Genomic DNA, 16,423 nt, shown 5'->3' on the forward strand with positions numbered 1-16,423 from the left:
GGAAAGACGACATGACATCGAAAGACAGGCTGGACGCCTCCGGCCGGATCGGGGCCCTGCGCCGCAAACTCGACGAGCAGGGGCTGGACGGCTACGTCATCCCGCGGTTCGACGAACACCAGGGCGAATATTGTGCGCCCCATGACAACAGGCTCGCCTTCGTGACCGGCTTCACCGGATCTGCCGGCGTAGCTATCGTCATGCGCGACCGCGCGGCAATCTTTGTTGACGGCCGCTATCAGGTGCAGGTTCGCCAAGAGATCGACGTCGACGTCTTTGCCATTGAGCATTTCTACGACGCACCCTTGAAGGACTGGCTGAGGAAGAACCTGCGCAAGGGCGAACGCGTCGGCTTCAATTCGATGCTGCTGCCGTCGACCTGGGATGTCGATTGCGGCCAATCCGTTGTCGCCGCCGGCGCCGAGTGGGTTGCCGTGACGGATGATCTCGTCGATGCGATCTGGTCGGACCAGCCGGAACGCCCGCTTGGCAATGTCATTGCCCTATCGCGCGACTATGCCGGCGAAAGCGTCGCCGACAAGAAGCGCCGCATCGGTCAGATGCTGGCGGAGTACGGAGCCGACGTTCTGATCGAGGCGCAGCCCGACAACATCGCCTGGTTCCTGAACGTCCGCGGCCGTGACGTGGCCTTCAACCCGATGCCGCAATCCTTCATGATCGCCGACAGGGACGGTCGGGTCGAATGGCTCGTCGACCACCGCAAGCTGCCCAACGATTTACAGGACTTCGAGCTCGACGGCGTGACGATGGCCGCGCCGGATGTGCTTCTCGACCGCGTCCGGACGGTCGCCGCCGGGCGGGTAGCGCTCGTCGATCCCGGCTTCGCCCCGTCGGCAGTCGCCCATGCGACGCGTGAGGCCGGCGGCAACGTCCGCCTTTTGCGCAGCCCGATCACGCTTGCCAAGATGCTGAAGAACCCGGTCGAACTCCAGGGCTTTCGCGATTGCCACAGCCATGACGGCGCCGCGTGGATCAAGTTCTTCGCCTGGCTTGAGGCCAATGCGGCCGAGCGGGAGCAGGAGGGACGGCCCGTGACCGAACTGGAGGCGGAGGAGCGTATCCTCGCCTTCCGGCAGATGGAGGAGACGTTCGTCGAGCCGAGCTTCCGATCGATCTCGGCCGCCGCCGGTCACGCCGCCATGTGCCATTACGCGGCGAGCACCAAGAGCAATGCGCCGATCACCTCGCGTGGCGTCTATCTGCTCGATTCCGGTGGGCAATACTTCACCGGCACGACGGATGCGACGCGCACGACGGCAATCGGGCCGGTCAACGAAGAGGTCCGCCGCGCCTACACGGCAGTCCTCAAGGGGTTGATCTCCATGGTGACGCTCAAGTTCCCGAAGGGGACCTACGGCCACCATCTCGACGCCTTCGCGCGGCGGCCGCTCTGGGACTTGGGACTAGACTACGATCACGGTACCGGCCACGGCGTCGGCCATTTCCTGTCGGTGCACGAGCAGCCGCAACGCTTCGACCGCCGCGTCAACGAGATCGAGCTGCGCCCGGGCATGGTGACAACCATCGAGCCCGGTTATTACAAGGCTGGGGAATACGGCATCCGTATCGAGAACCAGGTGGAAGTGATCGACGACGGCGACGGCTTCATGAGCTTCCGCAGCCTGACATTGGTGCCGATCGATCTCAGGCTCGCCGATATCAAGCTGCTGAGCGAAACCGAGAAGCAGTGGATCGACGCCTATCACCGGCGGGTTGCCAAGACGATGGAAGGCTTGCTCGATCCCGAGACATCGGCCTGGTTGACGGCACGCACTGCGCCGATCGGTGGCTAGCGAGAGCAATGGACGGCGGAGGCATTCGTTGCAGCCGCCGTCTCCCGTCTTGCCGAGCTTGTGAAGCTGCTTGCTGTTCATCGCCTTTTTGTGATATTTGTCACAAACAATGTTCAGCCATCTCCGCTGTGATGCGTTGGCTCGAACGACCATGCAGACGGAACGATCATGGCCAGCCGCAAGACAGCCCGCATCATTCAGCTCGCCGACGCGCTCTCCGGCCGTCGCGTTCTTCATCTGCGCGATGCCGCAGCCTTGCTCGGGGTTTCCGAGATGACCATCCGGCGGGACGTCGCCGATAATCCGGGGCAATTCACCTTCCTCGGTGGCCACATCGTACCTGCCGGCGAAATCGACGGCGACATGCCCTATGAACTGGCGCGTGAGGCCGATAGTCATGCGGCGGCCAAGCGCGAGGCCTGTGTCCATGCAGCGCAGCATATCCGCCCGGACGAAACGATCTTTATCGATTGCGGCACGACGCTAGAATATCTGGTCGATCTCATTCCGGACAATTATTCAATTACTGCAGTGTGTTACTCGCTCAATGTCGCTGACAGGCTGACGCGAAAGCCAAACGTCCGCATTGTCATGCTCGGCGGTGTCTATCATCCCGCGTCGGCGTCGTTCTCTGGGAATTCGGGGCTTGAAACGCTCGATTCACTTGGGATCAATGTTGCCTTTCTCTCCGCCGCTGGCGTGGACCCTGGGCGCGGCGCAACCTGCGTGCATTTTCACGAGGTGGCGGTGAAGCAGAAGGTGATCTCGCTTGCACGCGAAAACTACCTCGTGGTCGACCTAAGCAAGATCGGCAAGCTGAAGCCGGCCTTCTTTGCGCCGATGAACGTCTTCCGCTCGGTGATCACCGAGGACGGCGACACGCTCGTTCCAGCGATCTGACTCCTCTGCCAAGCATCCCAGGGTTTATCGAAAGGTGTCAGCGTCGCTTGACACTGCCTGCCTTTGGTGGAATGCTAACAAAAAATAGATAGAAAAATAACAAAATGAGAATCGCCACCGACACGGATTTGTCCCGTGCTATCGTGCCGCGATGTCAGGGAGTTCGAGGAGCAATCGCTTGGAAGACCTTGCTGTGAAGAATGTGACCACGAAAGCCGTGGCACCGGTGGCCTCGGGCCACAACTGGCCGCGCAACGACGGCACGGAGCTCGATCTCGGCTGGGTCGTCGACCAGCGTGTCAATCTGTCGGCTGCCGAACGGCGCGTCTCGACGCTGCCTGGTCGCCGGACGGTGAAGAAGGACGCGCAGGCCGCCTGGCTTCTGAAGGCCGTGACCTGTATCGACCTGACGACGCTGAACGGCGACGACACGACGGAACGCGTCAAGCGGCTTTGCGCCAAGGCGCGCCAGCCGGTGCGCCAGGACATTCTCGATGCGCTTGGCATGGGCAATCGCGGTATCACCACCGGTGCCATCTGTGTCTATCACCGTTTCGTTTCGACCGCTGTCGAAGCGCTTGAAGGCTCGGGCATTCCGGTCGCTGCCGTATCCACCGGCTTTCCTGCCGGTCTCATTCCGCACGACGTCAAGCTGCGCGAAATCGAGGCTTCGGTTGCCGACGGCGCCAGGGAAATCGATATCGTCATCACCCGTGAACATGTGCTGACCGGCAATTGGCAGGCGCTCTATGACGAGATGCGCGATTTCCGCGCCGCCTGCGGTGATGCCCATGTCAAGGCGATCCTGGCAACCGGCGACCTGAAGACGCTGCGCAACGTTGCCCGCGCCTCGCTCGTCTGCATGATGGCGGGAGCCGATTTCATCAAGACTTCTACCGGCAAGGAAGGCGTCAACGCCACCCTGCTGGTGACGCTGGTCATGCTGCGCATGATCCGCGCCTATCAGGAGCGCACGGGCATCAAGGTTGGCTACAAGCCGGCCGGCGGCATTTCCGCCGCCAAGGATATCCTCAACTACCAGTTCCTGATGAAGGACGAACTCGGTCGCGAGTGGCTGGAGCCGGATCTTTTCCGCATCGGCGCATCGAGCCTGCTCGGCGATATCGAGCGCCAGCTGGAGCATCACGTGACCGGCGCCTACTCGGCCCTCAACCGACACCCGATTGGATGATCCCGATGACAGTCGCAAGGTATTTTGACGAAATGTCCTATGGTCCCGCGCCGGAAGCCGATGCCGAGGCCCGCCAGTGGCTGGCGCGCCACAAGGGCGAGTTCGGCCACTTCATCAACGGCGCTTTTGTTGCGTCGTCCTCCGGCAAGACCTTCGAGACCTTTGAGCCCGCAACCGGTGCGCTCCTGGCGAAGGTCGCACTCGGCGGCGCGAAGGACGTGGATGATGCGGTCGTCGCCGCACGAAAGGCGCAAGGGTCCTGGGCCAAGCTGCCGGGCCATGCCCGTGCCCGCCACCTCTATGCCCTTGCCCGCATGATCCAACGCCATGCGCGCCTGATCGCGGTCGTCGAAGCGATCGACAATGGCAAGCCGATCCGCGAGACACGCGATATCGACATCCCGCTGGCGGCGCGCCACTTCTACCATCATGCCGGCTGGGCGCAGCTGCAGGAAACCGAGTTTGCCGATCAGGTCCCGGTTGGCGTCGTCGGCCAGGTCATTCCCTGGAATTTTCCGTTCCTGATGCTCGCCTGGAAGGTGGCGCCGGCCTTGGCGCTGGGCAACACGGTCATCCTCAAGCCGGCCGAGTTCACGCCGCTGACGGCGTTGCTGTTTGCCGAACTTGCCTCCGCCGCCGGACTGCCGGCGGGCGTGCTGAACGTCGTGACCGGCGAGGGCGAAACCGGCGCGCTGATCGTCGAGCATACGGATATCGACAAGATCGCCTTCACCGGCTCGACGGAAGTCGGTCGCCTGATCCGGGAAAAGACCGCGGGCACCGGCAAATCGCTGACGCTCGAGCTCGGCGGCAAGTCGCCGTTCATCGTCTTCGATGATGCCGATATCGACGGCGCGGTCGAGGGTGTGGTGGACGCGATCTGGTTCAACCAGGGACAGGTCTGCTGCGCCGGTTCGCGGCTTCTGGTGCAGGAAGGTGTCGCGCCGCTCTTCTATGAGCGCCTGACACGGCGCATGCAAACCCTGCGTGTCGGCCAGCCGCTCGACAAGGCAATCGACATGGCGGCGATCGTCGCGCCGGTGCAACTGCAGCGCATCGAGAGCCTGGTCGCCAAGGGTGTCGCCGAAGGCGCCAAGCTTCACCAGCCGAAGATCGAGCTGCCGAAGGGCGGCAGCTTCTACCCGCCGACCTTGCTCACCAACGTCCAGCCGACATCGATCGTCGCGACCGAGGAAATCTTCGGCCCTGTTGCCGTGTCGATGACGTTCCGCACGCCGGAAGAGGCAATCCAGCTCGCCAACCATTCGCGCTACGGCCTGGCCGCAAGCGTGTGGAGCGAAACGATCGGCCTGGCGCTGCACGTGGCAGCCAAGCTTGCGGCCGGCGTCGTCTGGGTCAATGCCACCAATCTTTTCGATGCTGCGGCTGGTTTCGGCGGCAAGCGTGAATCCGGTTTCGGCCGCGAGGGCGGCCGCGAAGGCTGCTACGAATATCTGAAGCCCAAGGCCTGGGTGGGTCGCAAGCTGCGCGCAGCACCAGCAGAGCCGGTGTTGAAGCAGGCGTCAGGCGATTTCTCGCTGCCGTCGCTCGACCGAACGACCAAGCTTTTCATCGGTGGCAAGCAGGCGCGTCCGGATGGCAACTATTCGCATGCCGTAATCTCGCCGAAGGGCAAGGTGATCGGCGAGGTCGGCGAAGGTAACCGCAAGGATATCCGCAACGCCGTGGTTGCCGCGCACGCCGCTTCCGGCTGGGCGTCGGCGACGTCGCATAACCGTGCGCAGATCCTCTATTACATCGCCGAAAACCTGAGCGGCCGGGCCGATGAATTCGCAGACCGTATCGTCGCGATGACCGGCGCATCGGCAGCTAACGCGAAGGCGGAGGTCGAGGCGTCGATCGCGCGGCTCTTCACCTATGGCGCCTGGGCCGACAAGTACGAAGGCGTGGTTCATCAGCCGCCACTGCGCGGTGTGGCTCTCGCCATGCCCGAAGCGATCGGTGTCGTCGGGGTCGTCTGCCCGACGGAGGCGCCACTGCTCGGCTTCATCAGCCTCGTGGCGCCATTGATCGCCACCGGCAACCGCGTGGTCGCCGTTCCAAGCGAACAGCACCCGTTGGCAGCGACGGACTTCTATTCGATCCTCGAGACATCGGACGTTCCAGCCGGGGTCGTCAACATCGTCACGGGCTCGGCGATGGAACTGGCAAAAGCGCTGGCAAGCCACAACGACGTCGACGCGCTCTGGGCCTTCGGCACGCAGGAGCTTTCGACAGTGGTCGAAAAGCTCTCGGCTGGCAACCTGAAGCGGACCTTCGTCGACTATGGTAAGGCGACCGATTGGTTCGATCGCTCGGCGGCAGAGGGGCAAGCCTATCTGCGCCGTGCCACCGACGTCAAAAACATCTGGATCCCTTACGGCGAGTAAGGGATCCCCATCTCGGGGCGCGGGGAGAGCCGACCCGAGAATGCAGCGACTGCAACGTTGCGAGGGGAAATTTGGGAGAGCGTGGCGCCAACACGACGTCACACAGTTTCACGCCACTCGCAAGCCTGCGAGCGGGCGTCTGGAGGAGGGTTGTTTATGCTGAAAAATCTCGACCCGGCGCTCAATGCCGATGTATTGCACGCGCTTCGTTCCATGGGGCACGGTGATACGCTGGTCATTTCTGACACCAATTTCCCATCCGATGCGATCGCCAGACAGACCACGCTCGGCAGGCTCTTGCGGATCGACAATGTATCTGCTGCCCGTGCCGTGAAGGCGGTCCTGTCCGTCCTGCCGCTCGACACGCCGTTGCAGCCGTCAGTCGGGCGCATGGAGATCATGGGGGCGCCGACGGAAATTCCTGGTGTCCAACAGGAGGTCCAAGCCGAAATCGATCGCGCCGAGGGCAAGCCTGCCCCGATGTACGGCATCGAACGCTTCGCCTTTTATGAGGAAGCCAAGAAGGCCTATTGCGTCATTACCACCGGCGAGACGCGCTTTTATGGCTGCTTCGTCTTGACCAAGGGCGTCATTCCGCCCGAAACGGCCTAGCTGACCAAACGTCAGCCTGTGCATCGGCCGCTTGAGCTGACCGTCATAACATCTTGAAGTCGTAGAAATTTATCTGGGATCTTCGCGTCGTCCTTCGCAGCGGTGTGACCAGGGGAGGCAGGAATGAAGGTTGGTGTTTCGATCCTCGGGATCTTCGTGGCCGATACGGCCTATCTGGCGCGGCGCATGCCGGCTGTCGGCGAAACGATTACCGGGAGCGGCTTCTCCGTCGGGCCGGGCGGCAAGGGGTCGAACCAGGCGGTTGCGGCGGCACGCGCCGGCAGTCAGGTCTCCTTCATCTCGAAAATCGGACGCGATACCTTCGGCGACATGGCGCTTCGCACCTATGCCGAGGCCGGCGTGACACCGAAGATCGTCCAGATGGACGACCTGCCGACCGGGGCAGCCTTCATCTATGTCAACGACCAGAATGGCGAGAACGCGATCATCGTCTATCCCGGTGCGGCCGGCTCGATCGGCATCGACGATGTCGAGGCGGCGCGGGAAACGATCGAAGGATCGCGCATCTTCGTCACGCAACTCGAGCAGCCGCCGGCCGCCGCCCAGCGAGCGCTGGAAATCGCACATTCGGCAGGCGTGGTCACCGTCTTCAATCCGGCGCCGGCGGAACCCTTCCCGGATACGATTTACCCGCTCTGCGATTACATCGTGCCGAACGAGACGGAGGCGGCAGCGCTGGTCGGATTTGCACTTGCCACGGCCGATGACGCGCGGCGGGCGGGTGACGCGCTCCTGAAGAAGGGCGCCAGAACGGCGCTGATCACCCTCGGCGAACGGGGTGTTCTCCTTCACAACGAGAGCCAATCCGTTTTCGTCCCGGCGATGGCAAGCGGCCCCGTGATCGACACGACCGGTGCGGGCGATGCCTTCGTCGGTGGGTTCTCGGCGGCATTGGCGCGAGGATTGGCCCCGGTCGACGCGGCGCGTTTCGGTTGCGCGACGGCCGGGATCTCGGTTACCCGTCGCGGCACGGCACCTGCCATGCCGACGCTTGCTGAAATCGAAGCGCTGCTTGAACTGGAAGTGGAGCCCTGATCACGAGCCACGTTGCTTGCGGCTCCTCGATCATCCAGCCGTAGGCAACGGTCGGCGCCGGCAAGCGCTGTTCAAAAAATGCAGGCTTTTGCGCCTGGCGAAGGGGCGAAGGCTCAACGGTAGAAGATTGGTTTGACCTGGGGCGACTGGCTTCAGAAGCGCTCGCTCGGCGCCACCTATGTCCGCTCATCCAGCGCGGCAGCGGCCGAGGGCAATCAAAGCCCTCGGCCTTGATGGATCAATTCTTGGCCGAGCGTGCGGCGGCAAGGAAGGCCAGCTTGGCCGGCATTTCAAGATGCTTGGACAAGGCAACGCGCTCGGGCGTGTAGTGATGTTCGACGTCGAGGCAGTTCACAGTCCCGAGCAGTTCGCCACCGACGACGACGGGGATGTTGATGACCGATCCGCAGCCGAGCGCCCAGATCGTCTCGTGGTCGCCGAACACCTTGGAGATGTCGGCAATCGTATTGGCGACGAAGGTTTCATGCGCCTTGTGCACGATGTCGAACCAGCTGTCGTAGCGGATCGGCTTGGTGCCGGAGGTCGGGTATTCCTCGGGGTGCGAGGTATAGGCGCGACGGGCAACTTCGTTGACCATGTCGACGGTCATGATCGTGAAGAGTTTGGCGCCGATCACCTGGCGGCAAAGCGTCTGAAGCGCGCCCCATACGGCGTCCGCGTCGATATTCCTGGCAATCGCCGCGTCGAATTCAGCCAACGCGGCAGCGATCTGTTCACTGTTCATCATATGTCCTTGGGAGGTTGTTTAGCTCGCGTGCGCGGCGCTGATGTGCATCAGTTCGCGCGAATAGGGGTCCTTGAGGTCGCCACGCTTGAGGTCGGCGACATCGGCCACCTCGACGATGCGGCCCTGCCGCATGACGGCCAGCCGGTCGCAGAGGAAGGAAACGACCGGCAGGTTGTGGGTGACCATCAGGAAGGTAAGATTCTGCTCCTGCCGCAACCGATTGAGCAGGTTGAGGATTTCGGCCTGCACCGACACATCGAGCGCCGAGGTGGGCTCGTCGAGCAAGAGCACCTTCGGCTTCAGCATCAGAGCCCTTGCGATGGCGACACGCTGACGCTGGCCGCCGGAGAGCTGGTGCGGAAAGCGGAAGCGGAATTTCCGGTCGAGGCCGACGGAGGACATCACCTCTTCGATGCGGGCGCTGCGATCGCCGATGCCGTGGATGGTCAACGCTTCGCCGAGCGTGGCGTCGACCGTCTTGCGCGGATGCAGCGAGCCGTAGGGGTCCTGGAACACCATCTGGCATTGACGGGAGAAGGCCCGGTCGATGCCGTGGCTACGCCGCTTGCCGAAGACGTCGATCTCGCCGGTCCACTCGGGAGCCAGGCCGGCGATCGCCTTCAGCACCGTCGACTTGCCGGAACCGCTTTCACCGACAAGCGCAAAGCTCTCGCCATCGGCAATCTCGAGATTGACGTCGTGCGTGATGTGCGCGTCGCCGTAGAAGATATCGAGGTTCTTCAGAGAAAGCGCCGTCATTTCTTTGCCCATGCGCTGCGGTCGAGCACGGGAAGCTCGTTCCGGGTTTCGTCGAGGCGCGGGATCGAGGCGATCAGGCCGCGAGTATAGGGATGCTTGGCGTTCATCAACTCGCCCGCCTTGCACTCTTCCACCACCTCGCCGGTGTTCATTACCAGGATGCGGTCGCAGTAGCTCGAAACAAGGTTGAGGTCGTGGCTGATGAAGATCAGGCCCATGCCCTTGCGCTTGACCAGCTCATCGATGATGTCGAGCACCTGGGCCTGCACCGAGACGTCGAGCGCCGAAGTCGGTTCGTCTGCGATCAGCAGATCGGGTTCCGGGATCAGCATCATCGCGATCATCACGCGCTGGCCCATGCCACCAGAAACTTCATGTGGGTAAAGCTTGGCAACGCGCTCGGGATCGGCGATCCGGACCGATTCCAGCATGGTGTGAACGCGGTTGCTCACCTCGCGGCGCGGCAGACGCTGATGCGTCAGCAGTGCTTCGGCGATCTGTTCGCCGATCGTCATCACCGGGTTCAACGAGAATTTTGGATCCTGCATCACCATCGAGATGCGTGCGCCGCGGATGGCGCGCATCTGCCGTTCGGAGCGCGTCAGCAGGTCGATGCCGTCGAAGGCCAGTCTGTCTGCCGTCACCCGGCCGGGTGCACGCACCAGCTTGAGGATCGAGCGGCCGGTCATCGATTTTCCCGAACCGCTTTCGCCGACGATGCCGAGGCGTTCGCGGCCGAGCGTGAAGGAGAGGCCCCGTACGACCTCAAGGTCGCCGCGCGGCGTCGGGAAGGTGACGCGCAGGTTTTCGATTTCGAGAAGCGGGTTCATCAGCGTTGCTCCCCGCTCTTCGGATCGAGCACGTCGCGCAGGCCGTCGCCGAGGAAGCAGAAGCCGAGGCTGACGAGAATGATCGCAAAGCCGGGCATGGTCGCCACCCACCATTGGTCGAGAATGAAGGAGCGGCCGCGCGAGATCATCGCGCCCCATTCGGGAAGCGGCGGCTGGGCGCCAAGCCCGATGAAACCAAGGCCGGCTGCGGTCAGGATGATGCCTGCCATATCGAGCGTGACGCGCACGATCATCGACGAGGTGCAGAGCGGCAGAACGTGACCGAGGTTGACCCGCAGGCTCGATGCCCCGAGCAGACGCACGGCCGAGATGAATTCGGAGTTCTTGAAGGTCAGCGTTTCGGCGCGGGCAACGCGGGCATAGCCAGGCCAGGAGGTAATGGCGATGGCGATGATCGCGTTTTCAATACCTGGGCCGAGGGCCGCGACGAAGGCAAGCGCCAGGATCAGCTTGGGCAGCGACAGGAAAATGTCGGTGATGCCCATCAGGATGCGATCGACCCATCCGCCGAAATAGCCGGCGGCAACGCCGATCACCAGGCCGGCAGGTGCTGCAAGCACCGCGACCAGCGTCACGATCGCAAGCGTGATGCGTGCGCCGTAGACGACGCGCGACCAGATGTCCCGACCGAGTTCGTCGGTTCCCATCCAATGAGCGGCACTCGGCGGCAGCAGCCGCTCGCCGAGCGCCTGGCGCAGCGGATCGTGCGTCGCGATCCAGGGCGCGAACAGCGCGGTCAAAACGAGCACCAGAATGATGATCGCGCCGACCACGGCGAGCGGATTGTGCATCAGCGCGCCGAAGATGCGGTAGAATCTGCCGAGGCGCGCTTGCATCGGCGAGGCGGGGCTGTCGTCGATCAGCCAGTCGCGAAGTGTTGTCATGTCCGCTTCTCCCTAGCGCGCACGCGGATCGAGCACGCGATAGAGCACGTCCGATATCTTGTTGATGCCGATGAAGACCGCGCCGATCACCAGGGTCGAGCCGAGAACGGCGGCCATGTCGGCGTTGAGCAAGGCGACAGTCAGGTAGTTGCCGATGCCCGGCCAGGAAAAGATCGTCTCGATCATCACGGAGCCTTCGAGCAGGCCGGCATAGGAAAGGCCGATAACAGTGATCAGCGGCACGCGGATTGGGCGGAAGGCATGGCGCCAGATGACGAGCCGTTCCGGCACGCCCTTGACCCGTGCCGTGGTCACATATTCCTGGCTCAACTGGTCCAGCATGAAAGATCGCGTCATGCGGGCGATATAGGCCAGTGAGAAGAATCCGAGGCAGGACGCCGGCAGGATGAGGTGCCAGACCGCGTTGCGGAAGATCTCCCAGTCGCCGGCAATGATGCTGTCGACGAGGATAAGGCCGGTGATCGGGGTGACGACGCCGTCATAGAAGATGTCGACCCGGCCGGGGCCGCCGACCCATTTCAGCTTCGCATAGAAGACTGCCAGCCCAACGAGCCCGAGCCAGAAGGCAGGCACTGAATAGCCGAGCAGACCGACGACGCGGATGCCCTGATCGAGCCAGGAGCCGCGGCGGCTTGCGGCGATAACACCGAGCGGCACGCCGATCAGCACGCCGAGGATGATGCCGAGCGTTGCCATCTCCAGGGTGGCTGGAAAGACTCGGGCGAGATCCTCGATCACGGGTTTTCCTGTCGAAACCGCAGTGCCGAAGTTGCCGGTGACCACATCGCCGACATAGCTGACGAACTGCGCCGCCAGCGGCCGATCAAGCCCCATCTCCTCGCGGACACGCTCATAGACGGCAACGGGGGCGCGGTCGCCGACGACGGCGAGCACCGGATCGATCGGCACGATACGCCCGATGAAGAAGGTGATTGCGAGCAGCCCGATGAAGGTCACGCCAAGCGTGACGAGAAAACCCAGGAGCGAAAAAAGGCGCCGTCTGCCCGGGCTTTGCGCCCCGGCGCGGCGCGTCGGCGCGGGCGCTGTCGTCGTGTTGTTATTTGCCACGTGGCGATTCCATCCCTCGTTCGCTTGGCTTCGCGGCTGTCGATAGCGCAAGAATTCGCTTGGAGTATATAAATAAGTTTGCTTAAATCAAAAAAATTTTACTGGTGAGGAGAATCCATCGTGACCGTGCCATCTGAGGATGCAGAGGCAGCGTCCGGCAAAACCACAGCTGCTGGGCAGCCGCGGATCGGCGCGCTGGTGCGCGCACGGCGACGGCAGATGCATATGACGCTGCAGGCGCTGAGCGATGCCGCCTGCGTCTCGGTCGGCTATCTCAGCCAGATCGAACGTGACCTCGCCATGCCCTCGCTCGGCACGCTCGCGCAGATCGCCCAGGGGCTGAACGCCGAACTCAACCACTTCATCCTGGCGCCGGCGATCGACACCGGTCTGTCGCGGGCCGGCGAGCGTATGGTCTTTTCCGTCGGCGGGTCGCCCGTGTCCTATGAGCGGATCGGTGCGGATTTCGCTGGAAACCAGCTGTCCAGCTTCGTCATCACCATCCCCGCCGGACACCGTTCGGAGGTGTTCAGCCATGAGGGCGAGGAACTGGTCTATCTGCTGGAGGGCGAAATCCTGTTCGGTCTCGATGATGACGAGACCACGCTTACTCACGGCGACGGCCTGCACTTTCGGGGCATCCAGCCACACTACTGGTGGAACAGGACGGATGCGCCCGTCCGGCTGATCTGGACCGGCACCTTGCCGTTGTTCCGGTCCCGCGCACCCTTGCCCAGCGAGACCGGCATGCCCCAGGCGGCATCCAAGCCGGCGACGACAACAAAAACCAAACCTCATCGAAAATAGGAGAGCGATGATGAGAATGTTCAAGGCCGCGGTTTTCGCGGCGTCCCTTATGCTGAGCGTGGCGCCGGCAGCCCTGGCGGAGACCCCGGCCGAAGTGCTGGTCGTTGCCCAGAACATCGACGATATCGTCAGCATCGATCCGGCCGAAGCCTACGAGTTTTCGTCCGGCGAATATGTGACGCAGACCTATGATCGTCTGGTGCAATATGATGCGCCTGACGTTCTGAAGCTTGCACCGGGACTTGCCAGCGAATGGACCGCTGACGATGCTGCAAAGACCATCACCTTCACCCTGCGTGATGGTGTGACCTTCTCTTCCGGCAACCCGCTGCGCGGCGAAGATGTGGCCTATTCCTTCAAGCGCGTCGTCGTGCTCAACAAGGCGCCTGCCTTCATCCTGACACAGCTCGGCTGGACCCCTGAAAACATCGACAAGATGGTGACCGCCGACGGCAACAAGGTCACGATCAAATATGAAGGCGACTTCTCGTCGGCCTTCGTTCTCAACGTTCTGGCCGCACGTCCGGCCTCGGTCGTCGATGCGGAAGCCGTCAAGGCGAACGAAGCCGATGGCGACTATGGCAATGCCTGGCTCAAGGCGAACTCGGCCGGCTCAGGCCCGTTCGTGCTGAAGGCCTTCCGCGCCGGCGAACTCTTGAACCTGCAGAGCAACCCGAACTATTTCGGTGGCGCTCCGGCGATCAAGGGCGTGATCATCCGCCACGTCGCGGAAGCCGCAACGCAGCAGTTGATGCTTGAAACCGGCGACGTCGACATGGCGAAGAACCTGACGCCGGACCAGGTCGCGGGCCTCGGCTCCAAGGGCGGCATGAAGGTCGAATCCTATCCGCAGGCGGCCGTCCACTTCCTGTCGTTCAACCAGAAGGCCGCAGCGCTGCAGCCGGAAGCCGTCTGGGAAGCTGCCCGGTACCTCGTCGATTACAAGGGCATGACCGATAGTTTCCTCAAGGGGCAGATGGACGTCCACCAGGCCTTCTGGCCGAAGGGCTTCCCCGGCTCGCTCGACGAAACCCCCTACACCTACGACGTCGAAAAGGCGAAGAAGATCCTCGCAGACGCGGGCATCCAGACGCCGATCAAGGTGACGCTCGACGTTATCAACTCGACGCCGTTCACCGACATGGCGCAGTCGCTGCAGGCTTCCTTCGCCGAAGCCGGCATCACGTTCGACATCATCCCGGGCACCGGCAGCCAGGTCATCACCAAGTACCGTGCCCGCACGCATGAAGCCATGCTGCTCTATTGGGGCCCGGACTTCATGGACCCGCATTCGAACGCCAAGGCCTTCGCCTATAACGAAGACAATGCGGACGACAAGTACCAGTCGACGACCACGTGGCGTAACGGCTGGGCAGTTCCGGCCGAGCTCAATGAAGCAACGAAGGCCGCGTTGAAGGAAGCCGATCCGGCCAAGCGTTCGGCGCTCTATGTCAACCTGCAGGGCAAGGTGCAGGAAAAGTCGCCGATCGTGATCATGTTCCAGGCCGCGACCCAGGTCGCGATGAAGGACAGGGTCGAAGGCTACGTCAACGGCGCCACGTCCGACTTCGTCTTCTATCGCCTCGTCAAGAAGAACTGATTCCTGCGCGCGCTCACTTGCGCCAGCGATTGAGCACGGACATATCAGAGCCGTGGGCCACGTGTGGCCCGCGGCATGACGACCGGATTGGGATTTCTGCGTAATAGTTGAGCCCGATTTCGTGAATTTTGGAGAAGGCGAATAAAATGGCAGACGTGAAGGTAAGGACGCGAGAAACAGGCGCCACAGCCGTCGTGGGCAAAACCGGGTTCCCGCATGTGACGTCGGTAACCGGTGGTGAACTGGATATCGTGACGGGGCCGTCGCAGCCGGGCTACGGACCGCTCGACCTGCTCTATGCCTCGCTTGCCAGTTGCCTGGTGTTGAGTGCCCGCATTGCCGCCAGCCGCTTTGGCGTCCTGGACCGGCTGACCGAAGTCAGCGCCAAGGTGACGGGCGAGAAGGCGCATGACGAACCGTCACGCATCGCGAAATTCGAGATCGTCTTTGATATCAAGGGCGATTTTGACGAAGCGACCCGGCATGCGATTGCCGAGGCGGCCGAAAACGAAATCTGCACCGTCAGCAACACCCTGCGCGGCAACCCGGAATTCACCACCCGCTACGCCGATTGATGCTCTTGCCAACAGTGGCCCGGTTATCTCGGGCCATTGCTCACTCAGTCCATGAACGGCGCCAATTCCCCGTCGAATTCGACTTCGACGACATTGTTGAACAATGCGGTTGCAACCATGATCCCCGCAAACGCCACGAGGTTGACGAGCGCCGCATTGTCATAGCGTGCTTTCAACCCAGCCCAGATCTCGGCGGGCACCGCATTGGAATTGGCGACGATCGCCCGGCCGAAATCGATCAGCCGCTGTTCGTCAGCGGTCGGCACGAGCGAATGAAAGTCCACGCCGGAATTGGCGAAGGCGCGGCGGAAGAAACCCATTGCGATCGGCGATTTCATCGCCTCGGAGATCGCATGCGAGAGCAGCCAGACTGCCCGATCGTCGAGCGCCGGCCGCAACTCCTCCCTGAGCGTGAACCACTCCGCATAGATCCGGTGCGCGGTCGGCGAATGCAGCAGCGTGCGCTTCATATTGGTCATGCGGCCACGGACGCGGACCTCCTCGTCATGGGCGGCGCGGATAACGTCGGAAGCGGTGTCGTAATCGATCTGGGGAATATGGCTCACGGTCATGCCTGTGTTTGCGGGGCGCGGCGATGCGCCCCTGTCAGATGGTGCTGAGAAGAATGCTCGTCTCGCTGTTGAGCACGCCTTCGACGTCACGGACTTCGCGCAGGATGCGGTCGAAGTCGCTGAGGCTGTTGGCGCGGATTTCGGCCACCATGTCCCAGGCGCCGTTGGTGGTGTGGAGAGCATAGAGTTCGGGCAGGCCGCGAAGGAACTTGATGACCTTGGTGGTTGTGCGCCCGCTGACCTCGATCATCATGATCGCACGGATGGCGCGCTGGTCGTAATCCTGGCGCACGCGCAGCGTGAAACCCAGCACCGCACCGGTCTCGAGCAGGCGGTCGATGCGCGTCTGCACCGTTGCCCGCGATATGCCGAGAACCGAGGCGACCTTGGAGTAGGGCGCTCGGCCGTCTTCTCGCAGGAGCGAGATAAGCTGATGGTCAAGATCATCGAAGATATGCATGAAAAACGTATAGCGCAATTGTGCAAATTGCGCAATCTTTCTTCAAATATTACGCAAGTTTAAAATTTCAACTCGCTTCTTGCATGCCTAGGCTGACCTCATCGAATTTCCCGA

16 protein-coding genes are annotated in these 16,423 nt (G+C 62.5%); 9 read left to right on the plus strand and 7 right to left on the minus strand.

The features are described 5' to 3' along the window. Nucleotides 1-11: 11 nt before the first annotated feature. From BC363_RS32645 to rbsK, 6 genes are all read left to right on the plus strand, one after another. On the plus strand, nt 12-1,814 hold the full coding sequence (locus BC363_RS32645) for an aminopeptidase P family protein (protein ID WP_065784316.1): 1,803 nt from the start codon (nt 12-14) through the stop codon (nt 1,812-1,814). Nucleotides 1,815-1,982: 168 nt separating this feature from the next. Further along, a complete protein-coding gene (locus BC363_RS32650) occupies nt 1,983-2,714 on the plus strand; it encodes a DeoR family transcriptional regulator (protein ID WP_065784317.1) in 732 nt (243 codons plus the stop codon). Between the two features lie 178 nt (nt 2,715-2,892). After that, complete coding sequence (gene deoC, locus BC363_RS32655; RefSeq protein ID WP_065784318.1) at nt 2,893-3,906, plus strand: deoxyribose-phosphate aldolase; 1,014 nt, start codon at nt 2,893-2,895, stop codon at nt 3,904-3,906. 5 nt (nt 3,907-3,911) lie between these two features. Further along, complete coding sequence (locus BC363_RS32660) at nt 3,912-6,296, plus strand: aldehyde dehydrogenase family protein (RefSeq protein WP_065784319.1); 2,385 nt, start codon at nt 3,912-3,914, stop codon at nt 6,294-6,296. A gap of 156 nt (nt 6,297-6,452) precedes the next feature. Then, nucleotides 6,453-6,908: an RbsD/FucU family protein gene (locus tag BC363_RS32665; RefSeq protein WP_065784320.1), complete on the plus strand. Its 456-nt coding sequence runs from the start codon at nt 6,453-6,455 to the stop codon at nt 6,906-6,908. Nucleotides 6,909-7,031: 123 nt separating this feature from the next. Further along, complete coding sequence (gene rbsK, locus BC363_RS32670) at nt 7,032-7,964, plus strand: ribokinase (protein WP_065784321.1); 933 nt, start codon at nt 7,032-7,034, stop codon at nt 7,962-7,964. Between the two features lie 238 nt (nt 7,965-8,202). Here the strand turns inward: rbsK and BC363_RS32675 are convergent, their stop codons facing one another. From BC363_RS32675 to BC363_RS32695, 5 genes are read right to left on the minus strand one after another with little or no spacing between them, the layout of a single operon-like run. Beyond that, complete coding sequence (locus BC363_RS32675) at nt 8,203-8,709, minus strand: GAF domain-containing protein (protein ID WP_065784322.1); 507 nt, start codon at nt 8,707-8,709, stop codon at nt 8,203-8,205. A 21-nt stretch (nt 8,710-8,730) separates the two neighbouring features. Then, nucleotides 8,731-9,471 carry an ABC transporter ATP-binding protein gene (locus BC363_RS32680; RefSeq protein ID WP_065784323.1) on the minus strand — a complete coding sequence of 247 codons (741 nt, stop codon included), beginning with the start codon at nt 9,469-9,471 and terminating at the stop codon, nt 8,731-8,733. Beyond that, nucleotides 9,468-10,301 carry an ABC transporter ATP-binding protein gene (locus BC363_RS32685; protein WP_065784324.1) on the minus strand — a complete coding sequence of 278 codons (834 nt, stop codon included), beginning with the start codon at nt 10,299-10,301 and terminating at the stop codon, nt 9,468-9,470. Before BC363_RS32685 ends, BC363_RS32680 begins: the two co-directional genes overlap by 4 nt. Continuing rightward, nucleotides 10,301-11,206 carry an ABC transporter permease gene (locus BC363_RS32690; RefSeq protein ID WP_053249024.1) on the minus strand — a complete coding sequence of 302 codons (906 nt, stop codon included), beginning with the start codon at nt 11,204-11,206 and terminating at the stop codon, nt 10,301-10,303. Before BC363_RS32690 ends, BC363_RS32685 begins: the two co-directional genes overlap by 1 nt. A 12-nt stretch (nt 11,207-11,218) precedes the next feature. After that, the gene (locus BC363_RS32695) at nt 11,219-12,208 is read right to left on the minus strand and encodes an ABC transporter permease (protein WP_244519998.1); all 990 of its coding nucleotides are present in this window, start codon (nt 12,206-12,208) and stop codon (nt 11,219-11,221) included. A 207-nt stretch (nt 12,209-12,415) separates the two neighbouring features. On the opposite strand from BC363_RS32695, the gene BC363_RS32700 reads away from it, so the two are divergent. The 3 genes from BC363_RS32700 (at nt 12,416) to BC363_RS32710 (ending at nt 15,277) form a co-directional block, all read left to right on the plus strand. After that, nucleotides 12,416-13,102: an XRE family transcriptional regulator gene (locus BC363_RS32700; protein WP_065784326.1), complete on the plus strand. Its 687-nt coding sequence runs from the start codon at nt 12,416-12,418 to the stop codon at nt 13,100-13,102. 10 nt (nt 13,103-13,112) lie between these two features. Beyond that, on the plus strand, nt 13,113-14,702 hold the full coding sequence (locus BC363_RS32705; RefSeq protein WP_065784416.1) for an ABC transporter substrate-binding protein: 1,590 nt from the start codon (nt 13,113-13,115) through the stop codon (nt 14,700-14,702). A gap of 146 nt (nt 14,703-14,848) precedes the next feature. Beyond that, nucleotides 14,849-15,277, plus strand: a complete 429-nt coding sequence (locus BC363_RS32710) for an OsmC family protein (RefSeq protein ID WP_065784327.1) — start codon at nt 14,849-14,851, stop codon at nt 15,275-15,277. Nucleotides 15,278-15,321: 44 nt separating this feature from the next. On the opposite strand, the gene BC363_RS32715 is transcribed toward BC363_RS32710, so the two are convergent. Further along, entirely contained in the window at nt 15,322-15,843 is a 522-nt protein-coding gene (locus tag BC363_RS32715; RefSeq protein ID WP_065784417.1) for a hypothetical protein, read from the minus strand. A 40-nt stretch (nt 15,844-15,883) separates the two neighbouring features. Continuing rightward, a complete protein-coding gene (locus BC363_RS32720; protein ID WP_025428636.1) occupies nt 15,884-16,309 on the minus strand; it encodes an Lrp/AsnC family transcriptional regulator in 426 nt (141 codons plus the stop codon). Between the last annotated feature and the right edge of the window lie 114 nt (nt 16,310-16,423).

It is taken from the genome of Ensifer sp. LC384, assembly GCF_001695865.1.
Lineage (GTDB): Bacteria > Pseudomonadota > Alphaproteobacteria > Rhizobiales > Rhizobiaceae > Ensifer.